The organism is Brachybacterium sp. Marseille-Q7125 (assembly GCF_023062615.1).
GTDB lineage: Bacteria > Actinomycetota > Actinomycetes > Actinomycetales > Dermabacteraceae > Brachybacterium.
Genome location: NZ_JALLAL010000002.1, coordinates 50,562 through 62,620 on the forward strand (window position 1 = coordinate 50,562; position 12,059 = coordinate 62,620).

The 12,059-nt window shown below is 71.3% G+C and carries 8 protein-coding genes; 4 read left to right on the forward strand and 4 right to left on the reverse strand.

The window, feature by feature from the left end; all coding sequences use genetic code 11:
- Positions 1 to 3 precede the first annotated feature (3 nt).
- On the forward strand, positions 4 to 1,920 hold the full coding sequence (locus tag MU407_RS00965; RefSeq protein ID WP_246954743.1) for a DUF6541 family protein: 1,917 nt from the start codon (positions 4 to 6) through the stop codon (positions 1,918 to 1,920).
- Positions 1,910 to 2,968: an acyltransferase gene (locus MU407_RS00970; protein ID WP_246954744.1), complete on the forward strand. Its 1,059-nt coding sequence runs from the start codon at positions 1,910 to 1,912 to the stop codon at positions 2,966 to 2,968. The genes MU407_RS00965 and MU407_RS00970 overlap by 11 nt, the downstream gene beginning before the upstream one ends.
- Here MU407_RS00970 and MU407_RS00975 read toward each other — a convergent pair.
- Positions 2,922 to 4,181 (reverse strand): glycosyltransferase, encoded by a 1,260-nt coding sequence (locus tag MU407_RS00975; RefSeq protein WP_246954745.1) that lies wholly within the window; start codon positions 4,179 to 4,181, stop codon positions 2,922 to 2,924. The two genes, MU407_RS00970 and MU407_RS00975, sit on opposite strands and share 47 nt — an antisense overlap.
- Positions 4,178 to 5,242 (reverse strand): UDP-N-acetylglucosamine 2-epimerase (non-hydrolyzing), encoded by a 1,065-nt coding sequence (wecB, locus tag MU407_RS00980; RefSeq protein ID WP_246954746.1) that lies wholly within the window; start codon positions 5,240 to 5,242, stop codon positions 4,178 to 4,180. The genes MU407_RS00975 and wecB overlap by 4 nt, the downstream gene beginning before the upstream one ends.
- A 146-nt stretch (positions 5,243 to 5,388) precedes the next feature.
- Here wecB and MU407_RS00985 point away from each other — a divergent pair, with 146 nt between their 5' ends.
- Both MU407_RS00985 and MU407_RS00990 read left to right on the forward strand, forming a co-directional pair.
- A complete protein-coding gene (locus tag MU407_RS00985; protein WP_102235060.1) occupies positions 5,389 to 6,765 on the forward strand; it encodes a glycosyltransferase in 1,377 nt (458 codons plus the stop codon).
- Entirely contained in the window at positions 6,762 to 9,068 is a 2,307-nt protein-coding gene (locus MU407_RS00990) for a glycosyltransferase (RefSeq protein ID WP_246954747.1), read from the forward strand. The genes MU407_RS00985 and MU407_RS00990 overlap by 4 nt, the downstream gene beginning before the upstream one ends.
- Positions 9,069 to 9,126: 58 nt before the next feature.
- Here the strand turns inward: MU407_RS00990 and MU407_RS00995 are convergent, their stop codons facing one another.
- Both MU407_RS00995 and MU407_RS01000 read right to left on the reverse strand, forming a co-directional pair.
- Positions 9,127 to 10,230 carry a glycosyltransferase gene (locus tag MU407_RS00995; RefSeq protein ID WP_102235059.1) on the reverse strand — a complete coding sequence of 368 codons (1,104 nt, stop codon included), beginning with the start codon at positions 10,228 to 10,230 and terminating at the stop codon, positions 9,127 to 9,129.
- A complete protein-coding gene (locus MU407_RS01000; RefSeq protein ID WP_102235058.1) occupies positions 10,227 to 12,053 on the reverse strand; it encodes an ABC transporter ATP-binding protein/permease in 1,827 nt (608 codons plus the stop codon). The genes MU407_RS00995 and MU407_RS01000 overlap by 4 nt, the downstream gene beginning before the upstream one ends.
- Positions 12,054 to 12,059 lie beyond the last annotated feature (6 nt).

Here is a 12,059-nt window from a genome sequence, read left to right on the forward strand (position 1 = left end):
CCCGTGCTGTTCCTGCTGCTGACGATCCTGCTGGTCCTCGCCGCGGTGTACGTCCCCGGATATGTCGGGGTGCGCCTGCTGGGCGGGTCGAGGCTGCTCGCCCTCGCACTCGCCCCCGCGCTCGCGGGCGCCATCGCGGGGATCGGTGCGATCCTCGCCGCGCTGCTCGGCGTCCGCTGGGGCCTGCCGACGTATCTCGCGGCATCGACCCTCCTCGCCCTCCTGGGATGGGGCCTGGCCCGGTTCGGGCTGCGGCTGCCGACCACCGTGCTCGACGGGCCGCTCCTTCCGCACTCCCCGACCTCGTCGGGCGCCGCGCTGCACTGGGCACCGCTGTGGCTGGTGGGGGCTGCGGCCATCGCGCTGGCGCCGATCGCACGGCAGGCGGCCCGACCCGATGCCGTGCTGGAGCGCTGGGACACGCTCTACCACCTCTCAGCCCTGCAACGGGTGCGCGAGACCTCAGACGCCTCGAGTCTGCACCTGGGGGCGATCTCGAACTCAGCGCTCGAGCCCACGTTCTATCCAGCGGCCTTCCACGCTCTGGCCGGCATCGTGCCCTGGGGCAGCACCCCCGTCGTGCTGAACGGCACCGTGCTGGCGCTCGCCGTCGTGCCCTGGGCGCTCGGGATCGCGCTGCTGGCCCGCACGGTGCTGCCGCAGGTCAGCTGGGCCCCGTTCGGGGCCGCGCTCGCGGCCCTGCTGATTCCCGCCACGCCGTGGAACCTGTGGATCCATCTCTCGCCGATCCCGAACCTCTCGGCGTTCGCGGCGCTGCCCGGCTCGCTCGCGGCCGCCGCTGCCCTGTGGGGGGCTCTGCTGCCCCGGCCCCGCTGGCGCTCGGCGGTGGCCGCCGGTCTGGTGGTGGGCGCCGCCGGTCTGGGACTGGGACTGCTGCATCCCAATGTGGCCGTGACCGCCCTGATCCTGCTCGTGGTGCTCACCGCGGTGACCGCGCTGCCGCATCTGCGCACCACGCCGCTGCTGGCTGCGGTTCCTCTGCTCGCCGCCCTCGCCGTGCTCGCAGTGGTCTTCTCCCCGCTCGGAGCGCATGTCACCGGCTTCGACGGCGGACTGCGGATCCCCCTGTGGCGGGCGTTCATGGAGGTGGGGCTCGGCCTGCTGACGGTGTGGCCGATGGCGCTCGGGGTGGTCCTCGCGGCGCTGTGGTGGCCGGGTCTGATCCGCTGCCTGCGCACGGCCCCTCTGCGCTGGGTTGGGATCGCGTGGCTGGTCATCGCGGTGATCTACCTCGATGCGGCCCTGGACTCGCCGCTGAACCTCTCGGCGATCTACTACCGCGGGCAGGATCGGGTGTCGATGCCGCTGGCGATGCTGTCCTGCGTGCTCGTGGTGCCCGGCCTCCAGGTGTGGTCCCGCCTGCTGCCCGAGCGCACCCCGCAGGGCCCGCCGCGGGCGCTGCGACCGCTCACCATCGGTCTCGTGCTCGCCGCGGCGCTGCTCGCGCTCGGCTCCATTCCGGCACGGGATGACAACGCCGCTAAGAACCTCGCGGCGCACTATCCCGGACGCGGGCGGTTCCTGCAGCCCGATGAACGGGCCCTGTTCGAGGAGCATGTGCCGCAGATGGACTCTGCGGCGACGGTGCTGGCGAGTCCCTTCTCCGGGGCGGCGCATCTGTACGCGCTGTACGGCCAGGACGTGCGGCTGCCGGTGGCGGGGATGGCGTACTCGGATCTGGATCGAGAGCTGATCTACGCCACCGAGGACGCTGCGTACAACCCCGCCTCCTGCCAGCTGCTGCAGGAGCATGGCATCCGGTACGTATACCAGGAGCGCCTACCCTACGCCCACCATCGCACGTCCGATTCTGTGAATCTGGCCGGTCCAGAGCTGGGCCGGGTGTTGTTCGAGACCGAGCACTCCCGGATGATCGAGGTGGAGTGCGATGCCGGCTGAGGACGCGGGCGCTGCCCGCGCCCGGACGTATGCGCCGATCCTGGATGTGATCCGGGTGCTGGCTGTCATCGGCGTGGTGGTGGTCCATGTGATCGCCGATCACGTCCCCGATGGGCCGGTGGCCCTCACCGTGCTGCGGGCGCTGCTGGCCACCGCGGTTCCGGCCTTCGTCATGCTCTCCGGAGCGGTGAACCTCTCCCCCGTCGCGATGCGGCACGGCTCGGGCCCGTTCCTGGATCGGCGACTGCGCCGCCTGCTGCCCGCCACCATCGTGTGGACTGTGTTCTATGCGGGCATCATGCAGATCGTCATCGCTGGACAGAGCGCCGATCCCGCCCATGTGGGCCGGGAGCTGGTGCTCGCCGACTCCTACCCCCACCTGTACTTCCTCCCGCTGATCCTGGGGCTGACGGTGATCACTCCGGTGCTGGCGGCCTATGTCAGCTCATCGGGGCGGCGGGCCTGGACCGTCGGCGCGGTGGCCTCGGTGTGGACGTTGCTCATCGCGGCGCTGCCGCCGCTCAGCGAGGCGCTGCTGGAGCGTCCTGTGACACCGCTGCAGCTGGGCACTTTCACGTACTTCCTGCCGTACATCGGGTACTACGTGCTGGGCCGCGCGGCCTGGGCGGCGCCGGTACCGCGACGGACCGCTGGGCTGCTGCTGTCCGTGGGCCTGCCGCTGCTGACGGCGGCGACGGTCTGGGCGTATCTCAGCCCGGTCACCTCGGGCGGCGCCGGGGTGGCGCTGCTGCCCACCTACCTGTCCCCCTTCGTGATGGCGCTGTCGCTGACGCTGGTGATCGGGGTGCTGTCCTGTGGGCGGGACTGGGAGGTCAGTGAGCGCACGGAGTCGGTGCTGCGGCGAGCCGGGGATGCGACCTTCGGGGTATTCCTGCTGCATTTCGTGGTGCTGGTGGGTCTGCGCGGGGTCGGCTTCCCCGAGGATTCGGCGCTCGCGGTGCTGGCGCTGGTAGTGCTGGTGGCGGTGGGGTCCTTCGCGCTCACGCTGCTGGGGAAGCAGATCCCGGGGGTGCGGGCGCTGCTGTAGGAGAGCCCGGAAGGTCCGCGAGGATCGCCTGCGCGGCCAGGTCCGCGCAGCCCGCCAGGGAGGCGTGCTCCACCGTCCAGGCGCGCAGATGCTCGCCGGACGGTGTCCCCTCTCCGGCGAGAGCCTGCAGCATCGCGGCGGCCACGGCCTCGGCGTCATGGGGCACCGCCCAGCCCAGCTGGTGATCGCGGATCCGCTCATGGGCGGCCCCGTCCCCCGCGTGGATCACCGGGGTGCCGGTGGCGGTGGCGGCGTAGATTTTGGTGGGCAGCGCGAACTCATAGCCCTGGCCCGGGGTGATCGAGGACAGTCCCGCGACGGCGCCGCGCAGCTGGGCGGCGACCTCGCGCGGCGGAATCTTCTCCCGCAGCTCCACGCCGGTCAGGCCCTGCTCGCGCACCCGTCGGGCCAGGGCCTGGCGCCCCGATCCCTCGGAGAAGAACAGCAGCCGGGCCGCGGGGTGGCGGGCCTGCACCGTGGCGAAGGCGTCAAGGAAAATATCGGCCCCCTGCCATTCGGAGACCGTCCCCGCGTAGACGAAGTACGGTCCCGCCTCTGCGGCGTCGGGGCCGTCCGGGGTGAAGGTCGTGGTGTCGATGCCGTTGCCCACCATCGTGAGGCTCTCGCGCGGGCCGATCAGCTGCTCCACGCGGTGCTGCACGCCCGGGGAGATGGTCAGCACGTGGGCGGCGCGACGCCACACGGTGGTCTCCGCCCCGCGCACCAGGGCACGCACGATCCGCGGCACCCCGGCGACGGACTCGGTGGCATCGGCCCAGACATCGGCGGCGTAGAAGGTGAAGGGCACCCGTCGTAGCGCAGCGGCGATCATCCCCACCAGCCCCGTGGTGGGCGGTGGCTCCAGCACGAGGGCGTCCATCCGGCGCTGGCGCAGCAGGCGCAGCGCGAGCGGCACATCGAAGCTCAGGTAGGACAGGTAGCCGCGCACCTGGCCCTGTGCATCACGGCGCACCGGCCAGCGCGAGATGCGGCGGTCCCTAGAGCGCCCCCGTGCGGTCCCGGGGGCGATGGAGGTCAGCACGGTCACGTCGGCGCCGACCCGTTCGAGGGCATCCACGAGCGCCTCCAGGCGGAAGGCCGCCGCCACCGGTTCGGGGGCATAGACGCGACTGGCGAGCACCACGTGCGGCGCCCGGCCGGTGCAGCGCCGACGCGTAGGGCGTGAGCGCCGCGCGGCCCGGTCCCGTCTCACGCGCGCTCGCGCAGCGCGTCGATGCTGCGCAGCGAGGCGGTGCCGTCGCCGTAGTACGGGGGCCGCTTGCCGGCGGGCCGCGGACGCTGCACGGCGTCGGTCAGCTCGGCCGGGTCCGGGACCAGGCGGTTCCAGCCGTCCTCGAGGGTCTCCACCCACTCGGTCTCGGTGCGCACGGTCGAACAGGGGGTGCCCAGCAGGTAGGCCTCCTTCTGCAGGCCCCCAGAGTCGGTGACCACCGCGCGGGCCCGCTGCACAGCGCCGACGAGCTCCGGATAGGCCACCGGGCTCCCCACATGGACCGCGCCTCCTGCCAGCGGGATGCCGGCCGCTTCGGCGCGTGCCACCAGGCGCGGGTGTGCGAACAGCGCCAGCGGCAGGTCCAGGGCCTGCAGCGCCTCGACGATGCTGCGCAGACGCTCAGGATCGTCGGTGTTGTCGGCCCGATGGATGGTCGCCACGGCGTAATCGGCCGTGGGGTCGATGCCCTCGGGCAGGGTCGGGGTGGCGTCCTGGACGGATTCCGCCACCCGCAGGCACACGTCGGTCATGACGTCGCCGGTGACGATGGTGCGCTCGGCCAGGCCCTCGGCGGCGAGGTGATCACGAGCCACCTCGGTGGGGGCCAGCAGCAGATCGGCGGCATGGTCGGTGAGCACGCGGTTGTGCTCTTCGGGCATGCGGCGGTTGAAGGAGCGCAGTCCCGCTTCGAGGTGCGCGACCTTCAGGTGCATCTTCACCGCGGAGAGGGTGCCGGCCAGGGTGGAGTTGGTGTCGCCGTACACGAGGGTCCAGTCGGGCCGATGCTCCTCGAGGACCTCGTCCATTCCGGCCAGCATCGCACCGGTCTGGCGGCCGTGGGTGCCGGAGCCGATCTGGAGGTTGACATCCGGGGCCGGGATCCGCAGATCCGCGAAGAACACGTCGCTCATCGCGGCGTCGTAGTGCTGGCCGGTGTGCACGATGATGTGTTCGACATCGTCACGCTGGGCGGCCGCATCGGCGATCGCCGCGAGCTTGACGAACTGGGGGCGAGCCCCCACCACGGACAGGATCTTCATGGGGCGGGGTCCTCCCTCACAGGTCGGCGGCGCCGCGTGGACGGCGCCGCCCCCAGGTACAGTGATCACGCACCACGATAGCCAACGGTCGGTCCCGTCCGGCACTGCGCCGCTCACGGACCGGGCGCACCCAGAGGGGACCTTGCATGACGTCTTCGCCCACCGGGTCGGCCGCTCGCATCGCCGTCCTCGTCTACAACGACTGCGCGAACGACTCCCGGGTTCTCAAAGAGTCCGGTTCCCTGCGCGATGAGGGCTATGAGGTGCGGATCATCGCAGTCGAGCGACGGGAGCTGGGCCGCATGGCGGAGCTCATCCCGCTGCGGGAGGGGCTGCAGCTCGAGCGGGTGCCCGAGTTCACGAGTGAACGTCTGCTGCCGCAGCTGGCACCGCTGTGGCGGGGGCTGATCAGCCATGGCACGGGCGCCGGCGATGACACCGACGCCAAGGGCGGCATCGACCATCGCGCCCGCCCGCGTCCCCGGCTGGATCGCGCGCGCCTGCAGGGGCTGCGGCTGCTGCGCGGCATGGGCGAGCGGGCTTTCCGCACCCTGGCCCTGGGCACCTATTGGGTCAACGCCACGCGCGCCGGGCTGCGCCTCAGCCCTGATGCGGTGCACGCGAATGACGCGAACACCCTGGTGCCCGCCATGGCGATCCGCGCGCTCTCGCGCCGCCCGGTGGGGATCATCTACGACTCCCATGAGCTGTGGCGCCACCGCAATGTCCGCTCCGACCGTCTGCTGGCCCCGCTGGTGGAGGCCATCGTGGAGTCGATCGGGATCCGGCAGGCCGATGGGGTGATCACCGTCTCCCCGTCGATCGCGCATTGGCTGCGCACCACCTACAACCTGGATCAGATGCCCACCCTGGTGCGGAACGTCCCGCTGGCCGATGGGCCGCCGGACCGGGCCACCGGGGTGCTGCGAGAGCGGGCGGGCCTGTCTGCCACGGACAAGGTCATCGCCTATGGCGGGCGCATCACCACCGCTCGCGGCATCGAGGAGACCATCGCGGCGCTGCCCCATCTGAGCGCGGATGTGCATTTCGTGCTGCTGGGCTACGGGGAGGCCGCTGCCCTGGCCGAGGTGGAGGAGCTGGCCGCCGAGCACGGGGTCTCGGAGCGGGTGCACCTGGTGGGGGCGGTGGCGCCCGATGAGGTGGCCCATGCCCTGGCCGATGGTGATGTGGCGGTGGTGCATGTGCGCCCGATCTGCCTGTCCTACCGCTATGCGCTGCCCAACAAGCTGTTCGAGTCCATCCGGGCGGGGCTGCCGATCGCCGCGGCGGATCTGCCGGATATGCGTGCGGTGGTCGAGCAGCTGGAGGTCGGGGAGGTGTTCCAGGGTTCGAGCACGGAGGACCTCGCGCATGCGCTGCGGGAGATCCTCGAGGCCCCCGAGCGGTATCGGCGGGCGGCCCGGGCTGCCGCCCCGACACTGACCTGGGAGCAGGAGATCCGCGGTATGCGCGCGATGTACCGCCGGGTGCTGGCCGAGGTGCGGGCGGCGAGCGGCCGATGAAGGTCACGATCGTCACCACCTGGTTCCCCACCGCTGTCGCGCCCGCACGCGGCTCGTTCGTGGTGCGCGATGCCCGGGCGATCGCCCGCACCGCGCGCGTGCGGGTGGTGCATCTGGTGCCTCCGGCGGATGATGACGGCTCCCGGCGCCTGGTCCACGAGGGCCTGGAGGTGCTGCGCATCCCGATGGATCCGCGCCGCCCAGATCAGATCCTGCGGGCGAGCAGGGCGCTGCCGCGGGCACTGCGCGGCGCTGATCTGGTGCATTCGATGGCGTTCTCCGCGCTGCTGCCGTTTGCGCTGCGGCGCCCCCGCGTGCCGTGGGTGCACACCGAGCACTGGTCGGCGCTGACCACCCCGGCAACGCTGCCGACGGCCGCCCGACTGGGTCTGCCGGTGCTGAGCCGTCTGCTGGCCCTGCCGGACCGGGTGACCGCGGTGTGCGAGTTCCTGGCCCGCCCCATCCGCGCGGTGCGCGGGCAGCGCCCCACCGATGTGGTGCCCTGCATCGTGGATCCGGTGCCGGTCATGCCGCGGCGGGACCGGGCCGATGGGACGCTGCGCCTGGTCTCCACCGGCGGTCTGATTCCGCGCAAGGATCCGCTGCTGGCGGTCGAAACGCTGGCCCATCTGGTGGACGAGGACATCGATGCGCATCTGGAGTGGCTGGGCGCTGGCCCCCTGCAGGAGGCCACGGCGCAGCGGGCCCGCGAGCTCGGGGTCGCCGAGCGCGTGCTGCTGCGCGGGGCGGTGGATGCCGCCGAGGTGCAGGATGCGCTGGGCCGTGCGGATCTGTTCTTCGGGCCGACGCGGGCGGACAACTTCTTCGTCTCCGCCGCGGAGGCCATCGTGGCGGGCCGACCCGCGGTGCTCGGTGCAACGGGTGGGCAGGGCGAGTACACGCGTGAGGAGGTCGGGCAGCTCGTCGCGCAGCAGGATGCTCGGGCCTACGCCGCCGCGATCCGGGCGGTGGATGAACGCACCCGGGACCTGTCTGCCCAGGCGATCGCGGACACGATAGGGGATGCGTTCTCCGCACCGGTGGTCGGGGCTGGCTATGCCCGGGTGCATCGCGCAGCCCTCGCCGCAGATCGGTCCCTGCCGCGCACATCACCGCGCCCCGCGCAGGGCGCGGATGATCCGCGCGGCACGGTGCTCGTGCTGTCCTTCTCCGACATCTCCCGAGATGCCCGGGTGCTGAAGCAGGTGCGGCTGCTCGCCGCCCAGCACACCGTGATGACCTGCGGTTATGGCCCCCCGCCCGAGGGCTCCGCGCAGCATCTGCGGATCCCGGATGAGCTCAAGCAGTGGCGGCTGGACAAGTCCCTTGTGCTCACTCGCCGGTATCACCGCGCCTACTGGGAACAGGAGGTCGTGGCATGGGTTCGGGCGCAGGAGCTGCCGTGCACCGATGTGGTGCTCGCCGATGATGTCGACACCGTGCCGCTGGCTCTCGCGCTGCGGCCGCGCGGTGGAGTGCATGCGGATCTGCACGAGTACGCGCCGCGGCAGAAGGAAGACCGTCTGGGCTGGCGGCTGTTCGTCGCCCCGTATCTGCGCTGGATCTGCCGCACCCATGTCACCCGCGCCGATTCGGTGACAACCGTCGGGCAGGGGCTGGCGCGGGAGTATGCGCGCGAGTTCGGGATCCGGGCCGAGGTGGTCACCAATGCCGCCCCATACCAGGATCTGCGCCCCACCGCGGTGCAGCAGCCGCTGCGGATCGTCCATTCCGGCGGGGCGATGCCCTCGCGGCGTCTGGACCTCATGATCGAGGCGATGGCGGATCCGGCGATCGAGGCGACGCTGGACATGTATCTCGTGCCGAGCGATCCCGGTTATGTGCAGCAGCTGCGCCACATGGCCCAGGCACTGCCTGAGGGGCGGGTACGGGTCCTGGATGCGGTGCCGTACGCGGATCTGCACGCGGTGCTGAACAGCTACGACGTCGGCGTGTTCGTGTGCCCGCCCACCACCTTCAACCTCGCCAACGCCCTGCCGAACAAGGTGTTCGACTTCGTGCAGGCGCGTCTGGCGCTCGTGGTCTCCCCCACCCCGGAGATGCGGGACCTGGTGCACGGCGGGCAGCTGGGCGCGGTGACAGACGGTTTCACCGCCCAGGATCTGGCCCGCACGCTGCGGGAACTGGATACCCAGGCGGTGCGGGCAGCGAAGGCGGCGAGCGATGCGCACGCCGGGGAGCTGTCCGCCGAGCAGCAGAGCGACGGATGGATCCGGGCGATCGCCACCCTCGTCGCCCGCGCGCAGCAGTCCGAGCAGCCGGCGGCCTCGCAACGCCCCTGAATCTCGAGCCCGGTGCTCCGTCGCGCGGAGTCAGTCGCGCGTCGTCAGCCGCGCTCAGTCAGCCGCGCGTATCGAGCGCCGCGAGATCCGCGGCGACGGTGCGTGCCCGGGCGCTCCAGGTGTGCTCATGGCGCACCGCTTCGACGCGATCGGTCAGAGCCGTCAGCTCCGTGCGGTCATCGCGCAGGGCGGCCAGTGCCGCGGCGATGCGCTCGCTGCTGTAGGGCACCTGCGCTCCGGCACCGAGCTCGGATACCAGATCTCCGGCGTGCGTCCCGGTGGTGGCGAGCACGGGTTTACCGTGGCCGATGTACTCGAACAGCTTCACCGGGGCGGCGAAGTCGCGGTAGCGGGCCGGCTCCACGGTCAGCAGGGTGAGGTGGGCGCGGGCGAACAGGGGCAGCAGCTCCTCGCCACGGGCATGGACCACCTCGATACGGCCGCTGCTGCCCAGCGGGTACTGCTCGCGCACGGCGTCCCAGGATTCGGGTGGGGTGCAGAAGATCAGGCGCACCCCCGCGGTGGCGTCCACCGCCCGGAACAGCTCGTGCATGCGGTAGTACTCGGAGACATTGCCGACGTACAGCGCGGTCAGCTCGCCAACGGCCTCCCGTCGGCTGTCGTGCACGGCGGCACCGGGTGGCAGCGGGGCGGTCTGCTCAGGGCGGATCCACGGCACCATCGGCGCCATCTTCTGCGAGGGCAGGTAGATGCGGTTCAGCCAGCGGCGCATCGCCAGCAGTTCCGCGTGGTAGAGGGTGGTGGTGCCGGTGGCGATCAGGCGGCCGACGTCCTGCACATAGGCGGGGAAACGCCAGTACACATCGCGGTAGAACATGCCGGTGGGCACGCGGTGGCGGTGCAGCAGGCGCAGCAGGCTGAGGTCCACGGCCGGGTGGGTGGGCAGATGGTGCGGCTCGGTCAGCAGCGTCGGCATCGTGGAGTTCTCGCCGTAGGCGAAGTCCAGGCGGAGGCCCCGGTACAGCTTCCACCGCAGCTCGCGCAGGGCGCGGGCGCGCTCCGCCCCGTGGCCGGCGATCTCGATGACGTCATAGCCGGCGTCGGTGAAGGCCTGGCGCATCTTGGCGGGGCGCACCCCGGAGCCGGTAGCTCGGCCGTGGATCGGGTAGGGGGCGTGGAACAACATGGTGGGGCGGGTCATGGCGTCTCCTGCTCGGCGCGTCCGGTGAGCCCGGCGAGCGCGGCCTGCTCGGCGAAGGCCGGGACCTCGGCGACCACCTCGTCGAAGGTGCCGGCGGCGACGACCTGGCCGTCGGCCATATAGAACACGATGTCGCAGTGCTGGATGGTGGCCAGGCGGTGAGCGATCGTGATGGTGGTGACCTCGCCGCCGAGCTCACGGATCGACCCGGTGACCGCGGCTTCGGTCTTGGTGTCCAAGGCGCTCGTGGCCTCGTCCATCACCAGGACCTTCGGATCGGTGTACAGGCCGCGGGCGATCCCGATGCGCTGGCGCTGCCCGCCCGAGAGGGTGGTGCCGCGCTCCCCCAGCCGTCCGGCGAGGCCATCGGGTCGGGATTCGATCACCTCGAGCATCTGTGCGCGGCTTAGGGCACGCCGCACCCGTACGGGCTCGACCTCTGCAGGGTCCCAGGTCAGCGCCACGTTCTCCCCCACACTGACGTCGAACAGCGCCACCTCCTGCGGGACGTAGCCCACGGAGGCGCGCCACTGGCGCAGCACCGTGGTCATGTCGATGCCGCCCAGCAGGATGCAGCCGCTGCTGGGGGTGAGCAGGCCCAGCAGCAGGTCCACGAGCGTGGATTTGCCGGCGCCGGAGGTGCCGACGACGGCCACGGAGCTGCCGGCGGGGATGCGCAGGGAGACGTCGCGGACGGCGGGCTCCTCGCGGGCCGGGTAGGTGAAGGTGACGTTCTGCAGCTCGATGTCATGCAGCCCCGGCGGGAGGGTCGCGCTGTCCGGTTCTTCGGTGCGCGCGACGGCTTCTTGCGCGAAGTCGATGTCGTCGATGATGGAGTCGGCGAAGGCGGCGTTGGTGAGGATCCGGTTCTGGGTGGACTGGAAGCGGGTCAGCGAGGGGACGAGGCGGAATCCGGCGACGGCGAACAGGGCCACCGACGTCATCGCGGAGGTCGGACCATCGTTCGGCAGCCCGGTGAGGTAGCCGACGCCACCGACCACGACGAAGCCACCGACCATTCCGGCGTCCAGCACGAAGCGCGGCATCTGGTTGTAGTACTGGGCGTAGGCGCGGGTGGTCGCGGCGGCGGCCCGGCGGTCCGCGACGATCTCCGCGACCTGCGCCTCATTGCCCTTGAGCGTCAGCTCCTTGAGCGCGGCGATCACCTCCCCCAGCAGGCGCACCACCGCCAGGGAGTTGTCCCGGTTGACGGCGCCGTTGGTGACCGCCCGCGGGGTGACCACGCGCGAGAGGATCAGCGCGATCAACCCCAGGTACACGAACGTGGCCAGGGCGATCCGCCAGTCCATGATGATCAGTCCGATGCTGATCACCGTGATGGTTGCGAATTCGGCGAGCACCGTCATCGAGGGCATGAGCACATTGGCCACCACCGCGGCGACCCCGGAGTCGACCATGCGGATGATCTCCTGCGTGGAGCGGGAGGTGCGGTCCACCCAGGAGGAGGACATGTAGGCGCGGAACAGGCGCTGTCCGATCGCGACCTCGTGCTGGGCGAATCGCTGGGTGGCGATGCGGATGGTCAACAGGTTCAGCCCGCTCTTGATCATGATCAGCGCGACGAACGCGCCGACCAGGATCATCATCTCCTCGAAGGTCTTCAGCTGCCATCCCAGCAGCGGCACGGTCACCGCCTGGGAGGGGGCCATGAGCCCCGGGATCACGATCGCGATCGCCCCGAGCGCCACCACGTCCAGCAGGGCCAGCAGGCTCATGACGACCCCGAAGCTCCACAGGAAGCGCCGCGAGCGCGCGGGCAGCACGGACAGGGTCCGCAGCACGATGCGGATCGTCTCTTTCACGCGGCT

Coding starts and splice junctions, on each gene's coding strand:
- MU407_RS00970 (WP_246954744.1), top strand. CDS start 1,910: ATGCCGGCTGAGGACGCGGGCGCTGCCCGCGCCCGGACGTATGCGCCG.
- wecB (WP_246954746.1), bottom strand. CDS start 5,242: ATGAAGATCCTGTCCGTGGTGGGGGCTCGCCCCCAGTTCGTCAAGCTC.
- MU407_RS00985 (WP_102235060.1), top strand. CDS start 5,389: ATGACGTCTTCGCCCACCGGGTCGGCCGCTCGCATCGCCGTCCTCGTC.
- MU407_RS00990 (WP_246954747.1), top strand. CDS start 6,762: ATGAAGGTCACGATCGTCACCACCTGGTTCCCCACCGCTGTCGCGCCC.
- MU407_RS00995 (WP_102235059.1), bottom strand. CDS start 10,230: ATGACCCGCCCCACCATGTTGTTCCACGCCCCCTACCCGATCCACGGC.